The organism is Olleya sp. KKT75 (assembly GCF_055635485.1).
In genome coordinates this window covers 3331181-3348763 of record NZ_CM145759.1, presented here as the reverse complement: position 1 = coordinate 3348763, position 17583 = coordinate 3331181, and the positions used below count along the sequence as shown (strand labels likewise).

General features: G+C 32.8%; 17 protein-coding genes. 11 read left to right on the top strand and 6 right to left on the bottom strand.

Features of this window, described 5'->3' with window-relative positions; translation table 11 throughout:
• Positions 1-19: 19 nt before the first annotated feature.
• Positions 20-838, bottom strand: coding sequence for a 3-methyl-2-oxobutanoate hydroxymethyltransferase (gene panB, locus ACZ2G2_RS14970; RefSeq protein WP_090840181.1), 819 nt, complete (start codon positions 836-838; stop codon positions 20-22).
• A gap of 143 nt (positions 839-981) precedes the next feature.
• Positions 982-2403: an L-serine ammonia-lyase gene (locus ACZ2G2_RS14965; protein WP_090840179.1), complete on the bottom strand. Its 1422-nt coding sequence runs from the start codon at positions 2401-2403 to the stop codon at positions 982-984.
• 179 nt (positions 2404-2582) lie between these two features.
• Between ACZ2G2_RS14965 and dnaK the strand changes: the two genes are divergently transcribed.
• The 4 genes from dnaK to cmk all read left to right on the top strand — a co-directional run bounded on the left by dnaK (position 2583) and on the right by cmk (position 6877).
• Complete coding sequence (dnaK, locus tag ACZ2G2_RS14960) at positions 2583-4478, top strand: molecular chaperone DnaK (protein WP_090840176.1); 1896 nt, start codon at positions 2583-2585, stop codon at positions 4476-4478.
• Between the two features lie 196 nt (positions 4479-4674).
• Positions 4675-5622, top strand: a complete 948-nt coding sequence (locus ACZ2G2_RS14955; protein WP_470393059.1) for an NAD(P)H-dependent flavin oxidoreductase — start codon at positions 4675-4677, stop codon at positions 5620-5622.
• Positions 5623-5634: 12 nt separating this feature from the next.
• On the top strand, positions 5635-6069 hold the full coding sequence (locus ACZ2G2_RS14950; RefSeq protein ID WP_470393057.1) for a hypothetical protein: 435 nt from the start codon (positions 5635-5637) through the stop codon (positions 6067-6069).
• A 112-nt stretch (positions 6070-6181) separates the two neighbouring features.
• A complete protein-coding gene (gene cmk, locus ACZ2G2_RS14945; protein ID WP_470393056.1) occupies positions 6182-6877 on the top strand; it encodes a (d)CMP kinase in 696 nt (231 codons plus the stop codon).
• 77 nt (positions 6878-6954) lie between these two features.
• On the opposite strand, the gene ACZ2G2_RS14940 is transcribed toward cmk, so the two are convergent.
• Positions 6955-7335 (bottom strand): LysM peptidoglycan-binding domain-containing protein, encoded by a 381-nt coding sequence (locus tag ACZ2G2_RS14940; protein ID WP_470393054.1) that lies wholly within the window; start codon positions 7333-7335, stop codon positions 6955-6957.
• Positions 7336-7723: 388 nt separating this feature from the next.
• Here ACZ2G2_RS14940 and rpsA point away from each other — a divergent pair, with 388 nt between their 5' ends.
• The 5 genes from rpsA to ACZ2G2_RS14915 all read left to right on the top strand — a co-directional run bounded on the left by rpsA (position 7724) and on the right by ACZ2G2_RS14915 (position 12582).
• Positions 7724-9562: a 30S ribosomal protein S1 gene (rpsA, locus tag ACZ2G2_RS14935; protein WP_101202554.1), complete on the top strand. Its 1839-nt coding sequence runs from the start codon at positions 7724-7726 to the stop codon at positions 9560-9562.
• A gap of 126 nt (positions 9563-9688) precedes the next feature.
• Positions 9689-10228, top strand: a complete 540-nt coding sequence (gene pyrR, locus ACZ2G2_RS14930) for a bifunctional pyr operon transcriptional regulator/uracil phosphoribosyltransferase PyrR (protein ID WP_090840165.1) — start codon at positions 9689-9691, stop codon at positions 10226-10228.
• A 130-nt stretch (positions 10229-10358) separates the two neighbouring features.
• Positions 10359-11288, top strand: coding sequence for an aspartate carbamoyltransferase catalytic subunit (locus tag ACZ2G2_RS14925; protein WP_470393052.1), 930 nt, complete (start codon positions 10359-10361; stop codon positions 11286-11288).
• Positions 11289-11290: 2 nt separating this feature from the next.
• Positions 11291-11623, top strand: a complete 333-nt coding sequence (locus ACZ2G2_RS14920; protein WP_090840161.1) for a ribonuclease Z — start codon at positions 11291-11293, stop codon at positions 11621-11623.
• A 53-nt stretch (positions 11624-11676) separates the two neighbouring features.
• Positions 11677-12582 carry a ribonuclease Z gene (locus tag ACZ2G2_RS14915; RefSeq protein WP_470393051.1) on the top strand — a complete coding sequence of 302 codons (906 nt, stop codon included), beginning with the start codon at positions 11677-11679 and terminating at the stop codon, positions 12580-12582.
• Here the strand turns inward: ACZ2G2_RS14915 and ACZ2G2_RS14910 are convergent.
• On the bottom strand, positions 12579-12887 hold the full coding sequence (locus tag ACZ2G2_RS14910) for a DUF3784 domain-containing protein (RefSeq protein ID WP_470393049.1): 309 nt from the start codon (positions 12885-12887) through the stop codon (positions 12579-12581). The genes ACZ2G2_RS14915 and ACZ2G2_RS14910 overlap by 4 nt on opposite strands.
• 48 nt (positions 12888-12935) lie before the next feature.
• Between ACZ2G2_RS14910 and pdxH the strand changes: the two genes are divergently transcribed.
• Together pdxH and ACZ2G2_RS14900 are read left to right on the top strand one after the other, a co-directional pair.
• Positions 12936-13583, top strand: coding sequence for a pyridoxamine 5'-phosphate oxidase (gene pdxH / locus ACZ2G2_RS14905; protein WP_101202551.1), 648 nt, complete (start codon positions 12936-12938; stop codon positions 13581-13583).
• Between the two features lie 159 nt (positions 13584-13742).
• A complete protein-coding gene (locus ACZ2G2_RS14900; protein ID WP_470393047.1) occupies positions 13743-14237 on the top strand; it encodes a CAP domain-containing protein in 495 nt (164 codons plus the stop codon).
• Between the two features lie 446 nt (positions 14238-14683).
• Here the strand turns inward: ACZ2G2_RS14900 and ACZ2G2_RS14895 are convergent, their stop codons facing one another.
• A complete protein-coding gene (locus tag ACZ2G2_RS14895) occupies positions 14684-16630 on the bottom strand; it encodes an OmpA family protein (RefSeq protein WP_470393045.1) in 1947 nt (648 codons plus the stop codon).
• A 1-nt stretch (position 16631) separates the two neighbouring features.
• On the bottom strand, positions 16632-17579 hold the full coding sequence (locus tag ACZ2G2_RS14890) for a PorP/SprF family type IX secretion system membrane protein (RefSeq protein WP_090840145.1): 948 nt from the start codon (positions 17577-17579) through the stop codon (positions 16632-16634).
• Between the last annotated feature and the right edge of the window lie 4 nt (positions 17580-17583).

Sequence of the window (17583 nt, the reverse complement as noted above, 5' to 3'; positions counted from 1 at the left end):
CAATAAGCTAAAAGCTGAATTAATACTGTTCTTTATCACTAGGGAAGTCACCACTTTTTACATCTTCTCCGTATTGCTTCATAGCATTAGTCATGTCTTCGTAAAGATTCATGTATCGACGTAAAAATCTTGGGTTAAACTCGTGTGTCATACCAATCATATCATGTGTAACTAGTACTTGTCCGTCAACACCAGCACCAGCACCAATTCCGATAACAGGAATAGAAACACTTTCTGCTACTTCTTGCGCTAATTTAGCCGGTATTTTTTCTAATACAATTGCAAAACAACCTGCTTTTTCTAACATTAAAGCGTCTTCCTTAAGTTGTACAGCTTCTTGCTCTTCTTTAGCACGTACAGTGTAAGTACCAAATTTATATATAGACTGTGGCGTTAATCCTAGGTGTCCCATAACAGGGATACCAGCATGTAAAATACGTTTTATTGAGTCTTTTACTTCTTTACCACCTTCCATTTTAACAGCATGTCCGCCAGATTCTTTCATGATTCTGATAGCAGAACGTAACGCTTCTTTTGGATCACTTTGGTAACTACCAAATGGTAAATCTACAACAACTAATGCGCGATGTATAGCACGTACAACAGAAGAGGCGTGATAAATCATTTGATCTAAAGTAATAGGTAAGGTTGTCTCATGTCCAGCCATTACGTTACTTGCAGAATCACCTACTAATATAACATCTGTACCGGCACCATCTACTATTTTAGCCATAGTGTAATCGTAGGCAGTAAGCATGGAGATTTTTTCTCCATTCTTTTTCATATCTACTAATGATTTAACGGTAACTCTTTTGTATTCTTTTTTTGCTACAGACATATTGCGTTGTTTATATAGATTGTAAATGTACTAAATTAAAGACGTATTGCTAAATTTTTCTTTTAGACTGAGTCCCTTATACTTAGCCTTTTTATATGTTATTGGTGCTAGTAAAAGCTAATGGCATTGTATTGTTAAACGGATTAGCAATCGGACATGTTTACTCTAACAGCTAAACCGCCTTCACTAGTTTCTTTGTATTTTGTATTCATGTCTTTTGCAGTTTCCCACATGGTATCCACGACTTTGTCTAATGGTACCTTTACATTTTTAGGGTCTGTATCCAAAGCAAGCTCTGCTGCATTAATAGCTTTTATGGCACCCATACTGTTACGCTCTATACATGGTATTTGTACTAAACCTCCAATAGGGTCGCAAGTAAGACCTAAATGATGTTCCATTGCAATCTCTGCTGCAATCATAACTTGTTCTGTACTTCCGCCAAGTAAGTCGCATAAAGCTGCTGCCGCCATAGCAGAAGATACACCAATCTCCGCTTGACAGCCTCCCATTGCGGCACTAATAGTTGCGCCTTTTTTAAAGATGCTTCCAATCTCGCTGGCTACAAGTAAGAATTTTTTAATGTCATCAAAGTTGGCATCATGATTTTCGATTACCATATAATACATTAAAACAGATGGTATTACTCCAGCACTTCCGTTTGTAGGCGCTGTAACAACACGTCCAAGGGATGCGTTAACCTCGTTTACTGCTAAAGCGAAGCAGCTTACCCATTTTAAGATTTGTCTAAATTTGACTTCACTATTCCTGATGCTTTCTAACCACTCTTGAGGTGTAGTGTAAGGCATTTCTATATTTAAACGTTTGTGTGTGTCAAAAGCGCGACGTCTTACGTTTAGTCCTCCAGGTAAATTACCTTCTGTATGACACCCAATAAACATGCACTCTAGCATAGTGTCCCAGATGCGGTGTAATTCAAAATCAATTTCTTCGTCCGTTCTAAGAGAGCGTTCGTTTTCTAAAACTATTTCTGATATTGTTTTGTTTTCACTTTGACAAAAGGCTAGTAACTCGGTAGCTTTATCAATAGGATACGGGAATTCTTTTTTTAGTTCTTTATTTTCGGCATCGACCGTACGTTCTTCTTTAACAACAAATCCACCACCAATGGAGTAGAAGGTAGAGGTATGTATTTCTGTTTCAGCGTAAGCGGTAAATTTTATTCCGTTAGAGTGAAACGGTAAAAAAGCACGGTTAAATATAATGTCTTCTTTTTTGTCAAAAGAAATAATACGTTGGTTGTCTAAAACAATTTTATGAGTATTAGTAATAGAGGCAATTATAATATCAATAGTATCTGTAGGTATACGTTCTGGATCTGCGCCACTAAGTCCTAACATGACTGCTAAATCTGTGGCGTGCCCTTTTCCTGTTAAAGATAATGAGCCATATAAGTCAATAGTAACACGTTGAACTTGGTCAAATAAGTTAGCTGCTTTAAGCTCGTGTATCCAACGCTCTGCAGCGCGCCAAGGACCCAAAGTATGAGAACTAGAAGGACCTACACCAATTTTAAGCATGTCAAAAACCGAAATACATTCCATATTACTATATCGTTTTAGTATTAGCCGACAAATATAGTTTTTTGTTGGACATATAATAGTTAAAATAATAGTCTTCTTTATTAAGATTCTGCCATCATGTCAGTTAGGTTGTCTTGGCATAATCATTGACTTACTGATACCGTAACAATTACAATACAAAATTTAAATTATATAAAATTATGAGTAAGATTATTGGAATCGATTTAGGAACAACAAACTCTTGCGTTTCTGTAATGGAAGGTAACGAAGCAGTTGTAATCCCAAACGCAGAAGGTAAACGTACAACACCTTCAGTTATCGCTTTTGTTGAAGGAGGCGAAATTAAAGTTGGTGATCCAGCAAAAAGACAAGCAGTAACTAACCCAACAAAAACTGTTTATTCTATTAAACGTTTTATGGGTAACAAGTACTCTGATTCTAAAAAAGAAGCAGAACGCGTACCTTACAAAGTAGTTAAAGGTGATAATGATACACCACGTGTAGATATTGATGGTCGTTTATACACGCCTCAAGAATTATCTGCTATGGTACTTCAAAAAATGAAGAAAACTGCTGAAGACTATTTAGGTCAAGATGTAACTGAAGCAGTTATTACTGTACCAGCTTACTTTAATGACTCACAACGTCAAGCAACTAAAGAAGCAGGAGAAATTGCAGGTTTAAAAGTACGTCGTATCATTAACGAGCCAACAGCAGCAGCTTTAGCTTACGGAATGGACAAGAAAGGTACTGACCAAAAAATAGTAGTATTTGATTTTGGTGGAGGAACACATGATGTATCTATCCTTGAATTAGGAGATGGTGTATTTGAAGTATTATCTACAGATGGAGATACGCACTTAGGTGGAGATGATGTTGATCAAAAAATTATTGATTGGTTAGCTGATGAGTTTAACGCAGAAGAAGGTATGGACTTAAGAAAAGATCCAATGTCTTTACAACGTGTTAAAGAAGCAGCAGAAAAAGCGAAGATTGAATTATCTTCTTCTGAGCAAACAGAAATCAATTTACCATATATTACAGCTACTGCAAGTGGACCAAAACACTTAGTACGTACATTAACACGTTCTAAATTTGAGCAGTTAATTGACGATTTAGTAAAACGTACTATTGAGCCTTGTCAAACAGCTTTAAAAGCAGCAGGTTTATCAAAATCTGATATTGACGAAGTTATTTTAGTAGGTGGATCTACACGTATCCCAGCAGTACAAAAAGCAGTAGAAGCATTTTTTGGAAAAGCACCTTCAAAAGGAGTTAACCCAGATGAGGTTGTATCTTTAGGAGCTGGTATCCAAGGTGGAGTATTATCAGGAGATGTAAAAGATGTATTACTTTTAGACGTAACACCTTTATCATTAGGTATCGAAACTATGGGTAACGTATTTACTAAGTTAATCGAAGCAAATACAACTATACCAACTAAAAAGTCTCAGGTTTTCTCTACAGCAGCAGATAACCAACCATCAGTAGAGATTCACGTATTACAAGGTGAACGTGCTATGGCAGCAGATAACAATACAATTGGACGTTTTCACTTAGATGGATTACCACCAGCACAAAGAGGTGTTCCACAAATTGAAGTAACTTTTGATATTGATGCAAACGGAATTATTAAAGTTTCTGCAGGAGATAAAGCTACAGGAAAAACACAAGATATTCGTATTGAAGCATCTTCTGGTTTAACTGAAGAAGAAATTAAGCAAATGAAAGCTGATGCAGAAGCAAACGCTGAATCTGATGCTTTAGCAGCAGAAAACGCTAAGACTTTAAACGAAGCTGATTCTATGATTTTCCAAACAGAAAATCAATTAAAAGAATTTGGTGATAAATTATCTGATGATAAAAAAGCACCAATTGAAGCAGCTTTAACTGAATTAAAAGCAGCTTACGAATCTAAAGATGTAGCAGTTATTAAGCCAGTTTTAGAGAAAATTAACGAAGCTTGGAAAGTAGCTAGCGAAGAAATGTACAAAGCACAAGCAGATGGACAAGCTGGGCAACCAGGTCCTGATGCAGGAGCAGATACAACTGAAAACAGTGATGTTGAAGATGTAGATTTCGAAGAAGTAAAGTAAGCAGAGAACCAAGTTTTGTTTTGTAAAACTTGAGTGAATCACTTATGCTCAGCTTGACTGAGTATCTTATTAGATTTAACATATATAAAAACGCAATCATTAATTTGATTGCGTTTTTTTGTGTTAATAATTGGAATAAAAAAACTATGCATGCATAATAAATTTATGCTATATTTGTTTAAACAATTTAATGATTATGGAAACTAAATTAACTCAGCTTTTAAATATAAAATATCCAATTATACAAGCACCAATGTTTTTAGTGTCTAACGTTGCTATGGTAACGGAAGGGATGAAGGCTGGTATTGCTGGATGTATTCCTGCACTTAATTATAGAACATTAGAGCAGTTAAGAGTTGCTATAATAGAGTTAAAAGCTAATAAGGTTGAAGGAGGCTCTTTTGGGTTTAACCTAATAGTTAACAAGTCCAACATTAAATATAAAGAACAACTAAGGGTCTTATGTGAAGAAGGTTGTGATTTTATAATTACATCTCTAGGAAGCCCAGAAGAAACTATAAAACAGGCTCACAAAGCAGGTATAAAAGTGTTTTGTGATGTTACAGACTTACGTTTTGCTAAAAAAGTAGAGCAGTTGGGTGCAGATGCTGCTATTGCTGTTAATAACGAAGCAGGAGGGCATAGAGGTAATTTAACACCTCAAGAGTTGACTAATCAATTAAGTCAAGCCTTAACAATTCCTGTAATATCTGCAGGAGGTGTAGGTTGTAAAGCGGATATTGATAAAATGATAAGTTACGGCGCAGAAGGTGTGTCTGTTGGTAGTCCATTTATTGCATCTGTAGAAGCAGGAGTTACTGACGAGTATAAGCAGGCTTGTGTCGATTACGGCGAAAAGGATATTATCATGACAGAGCGTATCTCTGGGACACCTTGTACAGTAATCAATACACCTTACGTACAAAAAATAGGTACAAAGCAAACGTGGATAGAGCGCGTTTTAAATAAAAACAAGAAGTTGAAAAAATGGGTTAAAATGATTCGTTTTTCAATAGGGATGAAAGCCACAGAAAATGCAGCTAAAAAAGCAACTTATAAAACTGTTTGGGTTGCAGGACCAAGTATTGAGCATACTAAAGCAATATTACCAGTTAGGGATATTGTTGCTAACCTTGTAGCTTAATACTAGCAATACATGTCTAATAATTCTAAAAGAGTTAAAAGAATTGTTTTTGCTGGTCTCTTCTTTTTTGTAATCATGTTTATTGGTGTTTTTTGCGCTTTGATGTATGATTCTAAAAAAGATGTGTCTGAAGACGAACGCTATGCTAAATGCTTAAATATACCATTCAAACTAAAAGAGCATGCTACTATACGTTGGAATGCTAATAATTTAAGATTTAAAAATTACAGCTTAATTTTAAATGAAGCTACAGCATATGATACGCCAGAGGTAAAATCTGTCAAAATATATCAACCAGGAGAGACTGTTACTTTTATTTCGGCAAAATCTTATTCTAGTTTACATGTTGGTACAACGTATTATTTGATTGGACGTGATACCTTAGATACAGGAGAAGTTATTGATTTTGAGTATTATTACACAGGAGACTTCCCTCTGTTTGAGTAGTGTTATTATTTGTTTTGATTATGATTGCAGTAATTGACTTTATAAAACAGCCTTATTTCAACCTTATATTTCCGAATTTTAATTCCTATTTTTACATTCTAAAACAAAATAAGTGCAAAATATTACCATAGCCATAGACGGTTTTTCATCTACAGGAAAAAGTACAGTAGCAAAGCAATTAGCAAAACATTTAGGTTACATTTATGTAGACACTGGTGCAATGTATAGGGCGGTTACTTTATATACTATGCAAAATGGTTGGATTGATAAAGATCAGTTTGATGTTGATGCTTTAGTTTCAAACCTTGACAAAATAGTAATAAGCTTTACTTTTAATCCAGAATTAGGATTTGCAGAAGTCTATTTAAACGGTGTTAATATAGAGCGAGAAATTAGAACTTTAGAAGTCTCTAGTTTTGTTAGTAAAGTAGCAGCGATCCCAGAAGTGCGTTACCAGTTGGTTAAACAGCAACAAAAAATGGGTAAAGATAAAGGTGTCGTTATGGATGGTCGTGATATTGGAACAGTTGTGTTTCCTTACGCAGAATTAAAATTGTTTATGACAGCATCAGCAGATAAACGTGCCATAAGACGTTTTGATGAGTTGATTGGTAGAGGAGATGATGTAAAATACGAGGACGTATTAAGAAATGTACAAGAAAGAGACTATATAGACTCTCATAGAGAAGACTCCCCATTAGTAAAAGCAGAAGATGCTATAGCCATTGATAATTCTGATTTAACATTAGAAAAACAATTTGATACTGTACTTAATTTAGTAAATAAGACACTAGAAGATTTAGCCTAATTAGATTAAAGCATAAAAAAAAAGCGAATTGTTGGCTTACGCTTAACAATCCGCTTTTACTAATTGGTATAAAATGCCTATAAATTAGGGATTTTTAGTTCTTGATCTACATTGATCATATCAGGATTCTTTAAGATATCCTTGTTAGCTTCAAAAATAGCAGTGTATTTAGATGCGTTACCGTAGTAATGCTTAGCAATTTTACCTAAAGTGTCTCCACCTACAACAGTATGTCTTGCATACAGACTTTCGTCTGCAACATCAATGTTTGCCATAATATCAGAAGGGCTATCTCCACCAGCAGCTTTGATTGCATCCCACATTAAGTTTTTCTCATATTGCGTACCAGCAGTTCCTTTAACTTTTAATACACCATTTTCTTCAGTAACGTCTCCGTTAGCGATCTTTAATTTTTCTCCTAAATCAAGTACACCTTGATATTTTGCTCTTACAGCCATAAATAATTTGTTTTTAAATATTAATTCTTGATTAAATATAGTAAATAAAATAATAGGTTGATTATCTAAAACCTTATTTAGAATCAACTTAGATAAAATGATTGATTTATCCGATTAAAAGCATTTTTTAGTTTAAAACTATAATTAATTAGTATGCTGAAGCTCAGTGTTTTAATATTTTTATATTACTATTAGGCTGTATTATTAAAAAGTAGTATTTTTGCACTCCTTTTTGGCGCATACAAGAAAGATGAAAAGGGATTAAAACAATTTTATTTATAACACTTCTGTGTGTTAGCGCCTAAATCTTCTAGACATAACAGAATACAAAAACATAATGTATTTATATTTCAGCGAAAGCGGGAAGTACATTATTAAATTTATTTAAATGGCTGAAAAAGCAAAACAAGCAGAAGTTGCATCTCAAGAAGCAACTGCAGAAACAAAAGTAGCTCCAGTAGTATCTGAAGCTCAAGCAAACCCTGAAAAATTCTTAGCAGATTTTAACTGGCACAATTACGAAGAAGGAATTGATGAAGTTGAAGATTCTCAATTAAAAGAATTTGAAAAATTAGTATCAGAAAATTTCGTAGATACTTTAGATGATGAGGTTGTTGAAGGAACAGTAGTGCACATGACAGATCGTGATGCAATTATTGACATCAACGCTAAATCTGAAGGAGTTATTTCTTTAAACGAATTTAGATACAATCCAGACTTAAAAGTAGGAGACAAGGTTGAGGTGTTAATTGATGTACGTGAAGACGCAACAGGACAATTAGTATTATCTCACAGAAAGGCTCGTGTAATTAAGGCTTGGGATAGAGTAATTAAAGCTAATGAAACTGGAGAAATCGTTAATGGTTTTGTTAAATGTCGTACTAAAGGTGGTATGATTGTAGATGTTTTTGGTATCGAAGCATTCTTACCAGGATCTCAAATTGATGTTAAGCCAATTAGAGATTACGATCAGTACGTAAACAAAACTATGGAATTTAAAGTTGTGAAAATCAACCACGAATTCAAAAACGTAGTAGTTTCTCATAAAGCTTTAATTGAAGCTGATATTGAAGAGCAGAAAAAAGAAATCATTGGTCAACTAGAAAAAGGACAAGTATTAGAAGGTGTTGTTAAAAACATTACTTCTTATGGTGTGTTTATTGATTTAGGTGGTGTTGATGGATTAGTTCACATTACAGATTTATCTTGGTCAAGAATTAACCATCCAAATGAGATTGTTGAGTTAGATCAAAAATTAAATGTTGTAATCTTAGACTTTGATGAAGATAAGTCTAGAATCCAATTAGGTCTTAAGCAATTATCTAAACATCCTTGGGATGCTTTAGGAGAAACTGTTGCTGTAGGTGATAAAGTTAAAGGTAAAGTTGTTGTAATCGCTGATTACGGTGCATTTATCGAAGTTGCAGAAGGAGTTGAAGGTTTAGTACACGTTTCAGAAATGTCATGGTCTACTCATTTACGTTCTGCTAACGACTTTGTAAAAGTTGGTGACGAAATTGACGCACAAATCTTAACTTTAGATAGAGAAGATCGTAAAATGTCATTAGGTATCAAGCAATTATCTGCTGATCCATGGACAGATATTACAACTAAATATCCTGTAGGTTCTAAGCATTCAGGTATTGTACGTAACTTTACAAACTTTGGTGTTTTTGTTGAATTAGAAGAAGGTATTGATGGATTAATTTACATCTCTGACTTATCTTGGACTAAGAAAATCAAGCATCCATCTGAGTTCTGTAACGTAGGTGATACATTAGATGTAGTAGTATTAGAGTTAGATGTTGAAGGACGTAAATTATCTTTAGGTCATAAACAAACAACTGATAATCCTTGGGATAAATACGAAACTGAGTTTGCTTTAGGTACAACACACACAGCTGAAATCGCTGATGTTGTAGATAAAGGAGCTACTATTGAATTTAACGAAGATATCGTTGCTTTCGTACCATCTCGTCACCTTGAAAAAGAAGACGGTAAGATGTTAAAGAAAGGTGATTCTGCAGAATTCAAGATTATCGAATTTAATAAAGAATTCAAACGTGTTGTTGCATCTCATACTGCTATATTTAAAGCAGAAGAAATGGCAAATGTAAAAGCAGCTGTTAAAAAGGCAGCTTCTCAAGCTGACGAAGCTAAACCAACTTTAGGTGATGCTAACGAAGCTTTACAAGCGTTAAAAGATAAAATGGACGGTAAAGTATAAGCTTTAAAGTTTTTATCAATATTAAAAGCCTCTCAGAAATGAGAGGCTTTTTTATTTGGTACAAAAACAGCTTTCAACTTATAATAATTTACTTTACCTTTGTTTACCAAACCCGTTTGGAATACTATGAGTCAAAAAGTGCTACTTAACGCTACAGAAGTCAACATCATTCTACATAGATTGGCTTGTCAACTCATTGAAAATCATAATGATTTTTCTAATACCGTTTTAGTTGGTATACAACCTAGAGGTAAATATTTGGCTAACCGTTTAGCAACCATGCTAAAAGAGGATTACAAAATTAAAAACTTACAATTAGGACATCTAGATATTACGTTTTATAGAGATGATTTTAGAAGAGGAGACACCACATTAGAAGCTAATACTACAGAGATTAATGTACAAGTTGAAGATAAAAATATTGTTTTTATTGACGATGTACTTTATACTGGACGTAGTATTCGTGCAGCTTTGACCGCAATTCAATCTTTTGGAAGACCTAAAGAAATTGAATTATTAACCTTAATAGACAGACGTTTTAGTAGACATTTACCTATACAACCAAATTATAGAGGTCGTCAAGTAGATGCTATAAATAACGAAAAGGTAAAAGTAAATTGGATGGAAAATGAAGGGGAAGATGCTGTATATTTAGTTAATAACTAAACATAAAATTGCTTAAATGCTTTACATAGCATTTGTCTAATAACATAGTAAGTTAATTAAAGTAACAAGATTATAATCATCAATACAATAGCAATTAAAAAACTGCTATTTAAAACTGAAAACAAATAATATGGGCGAGTTAAGTGTCAAACATTTATTAGGAATCAAGTATCTTAATAAACAAGATATAGAGCTTATTTTTAAGACAGCAGATCACTTTAAAGAAGTTATTAATCGTCCTATTAAAAAAGTACCATCTCTTCGTGATATTACTATTGCGAATTTGTTTTTTGAAAACTCTACACGTACAAAACTGTCTTTTGAATTAGCAGAGAAACGATTGTCAGCGGATGTCATTAATTTTTCGGCTTCGCAATCGTCAGTAAAAAAAGGAGAAACATTAATAGATACTGTAAATAATATATTATCCATGAAGGTGGATATGGTTGTTATGCGCCATCCAAATCCAGGAGCAGGTGTCTTTTTATCCAAGCATGTTAATGCTAGTATCATCAACGCAGGAGATGGAGCGCACGAGCATCCAACACAGGCCTTATTAGACAGCTATTCTATAAGAGAGCGTTTAGGTAGTGTTAAAGGTAAAAACGTGGTTATTGTTGGAGACATACTACACAGTCGTGTTGCATTATCTAATATTTATGCTTTAAAGTTACAAGGCGCTAATGTCATGGTTTGTGGTCCTAAAACATTATTACCAAAACATATTGAAAAATTAGGAGTAAATGTAGAAACTAATTTAAGAAAGGCACTTAATTGGTGCGACGTAGCAAACATGTTACGTGTGCAAAATGAGCGAATGGATATAAGTTATTTTCCATCTACAAGAGAATATACACAACAATACGGAGTTAATAAGGCATTATTAGATAGCCTAGACAAAGAGATTACAATAATGCACCCTGGACCAATAAATAGAGGTGTAGAGATTACTAGTGACGTTGCAGATTCTAAACAAGCCATTATTTTAGATCAAGTACAAAATGGAGTAGCGGTTAGAATGGCGGTAATTTACTTATTAGCTTCTAAAATAAAACAATAGTTATGATTATAGATCAAAATGAAAACTTAGCAATTATAACCCAAGAAAATGCTACGGTTATAGAATTAGTTAAAAAAATAGAAACACTATATCCTAAATTTAAAAATAATAATATTATCGTTAATTTAAACGCTACAAAAGTGGTGTCTTTAAAAGATGTTATTGAGTTTTTAAGAGTATCTAATCAACACCGCGCTGCAAAACATTCTTTTGTAATAGTTAACGAAGGTGCAGATACAGACAACACGCCGGACGAAATAATAATTGTACCAACGCTTCAAGAAGCACACGACATTATTGAAATGGAAGTTATGGAACGCGATTTAGGGTTTTAAAACACCTTTTTAGTGAATTTTATTTTGTCTTATAATTAAATTAATATTCTTTAATGAAATTAAATATCTTAGGTTGTTACAGTGCAACACCGCGTACATTTACTAATCCTACATCTCAAGTATTAGAAATTAATAATCACATTTTTTTAATAGATTGTGGAGAGGGAACGCAAGTACAACTAAGAAAAAATAAAATTAAGTTCAGTCGCATTAAGCACATTTTTATTTCGCATTTACATGGCGATCACTTTTTTGGGTTAGTCGGATTAATTTCTACTTTTAGATTATTAGGACGTGATACAGAACTGCATATTTATTCCCCGAAAGGGTTAAAAGAAGTCATTACACTTCAAATGAAGTTAGCCAATTCTTGGACTAATTATAAGCTTACGTTTCATGAGTTAACTAATAAAGATTCTGAAATTGTTTTTGAGGATGAAAAGGTTGAAGTACACACCATCCCTTTAGATCATAGAATTTACACAAACGGGTTTTTATTTAAAGAAAAGCCAGGAGACCGTAAATTAGATATGAATGCTGTTTTAAATGAAAATATAGATGTGTCTTATTATCGAAAGTTAAAACAAGGGGCAGATGTTACAAATGAAGTGGGAGAGGTTGTAAAGAACGAAACCGTAACCAAAGCACCTAATAAACCTAAAAGCTATGCATTTTGTAGCGATACTGCTTATAAAGAAGATATAATACCACTTATAAAAAACGTAGACGTATTATATCACGAATCTACTTTTCTAGAAAAACATGCTAAATTAGCAGCCCCAACAAAACATAGTACTGCAAAACAAGCAGCAAGTATTGCAAAGCAAGCTAATGTTGGACAGTTAATATTAGGACATTATTCTACACGTTACGACGATTTAAATGTTTTTAAAACCGAAGCACAAACAATCTTTGACAATGTTGTACTTGGTGACGATGGTAAAGTTTTTGAGTTTTAAATTTTATAACGCCTATTAACTACAAAAAGGCTTAGAAGAAGTAATACAATTAATAGTACACTATTAAAGTATAAGATGTTTTTGTCACTTACGTGGTTAAGTGTTAATAATAAAAAGGATACTATATTAAGTATTCCTAAACCAACTAATACTTGTTTTAAAAATAAGGCTAAACCTTTACTATCTATTTTTGCTTTTTCAGAAGGACTTAATGTATTGTATCCAGCAATTAGATCTGGATATTTCTTCACTAAAAAACCACAAATAATTAGAATTATACTTACCAAAAGTTGAGAATACATCATGCCTTAAAAATAGTAAAAAACGCGTAAATTTACATATAAATTAATGTTATGGAAAAAGACTTAAGTAATTACAGAAAAACTTACGAGAAAGGAGCGTTGTTATTAAAAGACACACCTGAAAACCCATTAGAGCTTTTTAGGTCTTGGTTTAATGAAGTGGATCAACATTTTCCTGAAGACGAAACTAACGCGATGACAGTTGCTACTATTGGTAGCGACGGATTTCCTAAAAGTAGAGTGGTGCTTCTTAAAAAATTTACATATGAAGGCTTTATTTTTTATACTAATTATGATAGCGAAAAAGGAAAAGCGATACTTAATAATCCAAATGTATGTTTATCCTTTTTCTGGCATGGTGCAGAACGACAAATCATAATTAAAGGAAAGGCGGAAAAAATAGCAGAGAATTTAAGTGATGGTTATTTTGAATCTCGTCCACGTGGTAGTCAACTAGGTGCAATAGTATCAAATCAAAGTAGTATTGTAGAGAGTAGAGAGGTATTAGAATCTAAATTAAGGCAGCTTGAGCTTGATTATGAAGGGAAAGAAATTGAGAGACCTTCGTTTTGGGGTGGCTTTATTATAAAACCTATTTCTATTGAGTTTTGGCAAGGTAGACCTAATAGATTACATGATAGAATTCTATATGCATTAGATGCTGAGTTTAATTGGGTTAAAAACCGTTTATCGCCATGATTTAATCGTTTAAATACATTTAAAATATGTATTTCATCGATTAAAAGCATATTGAAACGTCAAAAAGCATGTTTTTAATCGATTTTAACATTTCTTTAACAGTTTGTTAGAGTAACCTGTTCTATTTTTAAAGTCCCAAACCTACTTAACTCTTTAAAAATGAGAAAATTTACCTACCTACTGACTGTTATGTTACTAACAATAACCTTAACATCTTGTTCAACTGATAGCTTAGATGAAACAGCAGATTATAATGTTGAAGCTCTAGTTATCCCAGAAGCAAAACCAATTGAAATTGAAATTTTAGAACTTATTAATCAACACCGTATAAGTATTGGTTTAAACGTTTTGGTTAGTCACCAGCTTATAAAAGGACAAGCTTTTAGTCATACAGATTATATGACAGATATTAATGAGGTAAATCACGATCATTTTTTTAACAGAAAATCGTTCTTAGTAGATAATGCAGATGCCGTAAAAGTATCTGAAAATGTCGCTTATGGATTTTCAAGTGCTGCATCAGTAGTAAATGCCTGGTTAAATAGTGAAGGACATAGAGGTAATATTGAAGGTGATTACACAGATTTTGAAATTTCTGCAGAGTTAGGAGAAAATAACAAATGGTATTTTACTAATATTTTTATGAAGAAATAATTATATTTTTTACATGATTTTTAATTGATGTAAAAATCACGGATTTATAATAGTATTAAAAAGCCTCAACAATAGTTATATTGTTGAGGCTTTTTTTATGTAGACCAAATTTGTAACAATTATTTAGGGAATGGCGTTTATAGTTATAGATATAAGTCTCTTTCTGTTATTAGGGATTACGAATTTTAACTAATGTAATATGTACATGCTATTTTAGTTATAAGCGTTGTTTTAAGGCTTCTTGTGTAGGAGTTAATACTTTTGTTGTATAATAACTGTTATAGCAAAGCGGCTGCGCTTAATGTTGTTAATTGATACAATTGCCTATAAAGTTTCAACGTATTATAAAAGAATGCGAAAAATACAATGTTGTTTTTAGATATAATTATTCACTAATCCGCATAACATAAAAAAAGCCTTTCTAATTTAGAAAGGCTTTTTTTTATTTATTTGTATTGATTTGTGATTATAAACTTAGATCGTCTATTCTCTTCATGTTCTTTATCAGTACATTTTACACCGTTAGTACAGTGATTTAGTATTTGTGATTCTCCATACCCTATAGCACTTTGTATTCTGCCGTCCTCAATACCTCTTGAGTAAAGATAATCTCTAGTTGACTTAGCACGTCTATCAGACAATTTTAAATTGTAAGCATCACGTCCTCTAGCGTCAGTATGAGATTCGATTTTAATAATCATCTTAGGATGTTCTCTCATTACAGCAACAATATTCTCTAATTCATATGCAGCATCAGTTCTAATGTCTGATTTATTGTAATCAAAGTAAATTGGGTTAATAACTATTTCATTATCTACAATTAACGGATCTAAGTATAAATCTATAGTTGTTTCATCTCCGTTATTTGGCGATGTTACAAATCCTTGTTTGTCTGGTCTATAAATTACTCGCTCACCTAAAACTGTAAACGTCTTATCGCAAGCGATATCTTTAAACTCGTATTTTCCATCTTTTTCAGTAAAGTAGGTATCTATAACTTTACCATCTATGTCTAGTAATGCTACTCTTACTTTATCTAAAGGCTCGTTAGATAGTTTATCGTATGCTACTCCAGATACAGTTTGTTTACATTCATATTTACCAAAAGCATAGATGTCATCACCACCTTTTCCTCCTTCACGATTTGAAGAGAAGTAACCTGATTGCGTTTCTGTATCAATAAAGTAACAAAAATCATCAAAAGGACTATTATAAGGCGCTCCAAGATTTTTGATAAATACTTCCGTAGAATCGTTTCTTTTTATCTTTAATAAGTTAGTTTCAAATATATCAAGTAATCCTAAATTTAAATTGGCATCACTAGAGAAGTATAGGGTAGAATCTTTTGCTACAAATGGAAACTTTTCGTTTCCTTCCGTATTAATTTCTGCTCCTAAGTTTTTAGGTACACCGTAAGTGCCATCCGATTTTATTGATACTTTATATAAGTCGGTTTGACCAAAACCACCTTCCATATCAGATACAAAATATAACGTTTTGTTATCAGGACTTAAAGCTGGTGCGCCACAAGAATAAGCATCGTTATTAAAAGGAAGCTCTACTACATTGCTCCATTTTTCTCCCGATAGCGTTGCTTTATATATCTTTAAATTAGAGGTTCCTTCTTTTGAATATTTACGTTTCTCTTTTTTATTAACGTTATTTCTAGTAAAGTACATTGTTTTACCATCATTGGTAATAGTCACTAAACCTTCATGATCATCTTTTGTATTAATTGACGAATTAAGTTTTTGTGGTTCACTAAATGTTTTTGCAGCTTTTTCTATTTTAGTATCAACTTCAAAAATATTTAAGAAAGGCTCGTTATTCCAATCATATAATTCTTTTTCGTCTGTAATAGAATCTTTAACCCAAGTAGAGTAGAAGTACATTTTATCTTTAAACTCATAACCTCCAAAATCAGAATACTGTGTGTTTAATTCTAAATTTTCAGTATCAACATACACTTTTTCAGTATTAGTTAATTGGTTATAGTTTTCCATACTAAAAACTTCAATATCCTTGATACGTTTATCTTTGGTATTTTTTAGTTTGAAGTCTCTTAAATACTCATTTGCTAAATCGTATTTTTTTTGACTTCTTAGAGTTTGTATATACTTATAAATATATTCAGGATCAATTGTTGGATATTTGGTTATTGCTTTATTGTACCAGAATTCAGCTTTTTCAACTTTACTGATATTAAAGTAACTATCACCAATTCTTTTTAGAATATACTCCGTACTATCTTCTTTTTTTAAAGCCTCTTTATAAAGTTCTGCTGCTTTTTCATAAGAGAAATCTCTAAAAAAGTTATCCGCTACTTTTGTTTGTGCGACAGCTTGTTGTACAAATAAGAAAAGTACTAAATATGAAATAATTTTTATTTTCATTTTAAAAATATCTAGGTGATTTTACACGTTTTGTAGGTTTGAATACTTCAAACATTATTAAGATTTCATGTGTTCCTCCAGTATATGGTCTCAAGTCAGTAATATAATGTTCGTAAGCATATCCAATTCTCATTTGTGGCGATACTTGAAAATCTGCTAAAGCTCCGATTGTTGATGTATCTCTGTTATATCTATAACTACCACCTAACCAGAATTTTTCGTTAAATAAGACGTGTGCACTAAGATCAAAAGATATAGGTGCTCCGTTAGTTACTTTTACTAGGGCAGAAGGTTTAAGTTTTGTGTTTTCGTCTAAATCAAACACATAACCTCCGGTTAAATAGTATCCAACACGTTCTAGCGCTATATAATCTACTTCAGGATCTAAAGCACTTTGATTGTAATCCGTATTAAGAATTCTTGGTGCAGATAAACCTACATACCATCTGTTTTGGTGCAAGTATGCACCAACACCTATGTTAGGGTTCCATCTATTAGTAAAGTTACTAAAGAAAGGGTCTATAGCTACTGATGGATCATCTAAGAAACCTTCTTGATCTAAATTATAGTGTGTAAAACCGGCTTTTAATCCGAATGCTAATTTTGTTTTCTCAGAAAGCTCTATAGTATATGAAAAGTCTCCGTAAACAAAAACAAAATTTTCGTAACCTAACTCATCATTAATTACAGATAATCCTAGACCAATTTTCTCATTTTTAAGCGGAGCATGCACAGATACTGTTGAAGTGGTTGGCGCACCTGCTAATCCAACCCACTGGCTTCTGTGTAAACCAACAACACTAATAGTTTCTCTACTTCCAGCATAAGCAGGATTAATAGCAATAGTGTTAAACATGTATTGAGAAAATTGTGGTAATTGTTGAGCTAATGCATTTGCACAGCTCAACAGTAATATTACTCCAATACTATATAATTTTATTTTTTTCATTTAT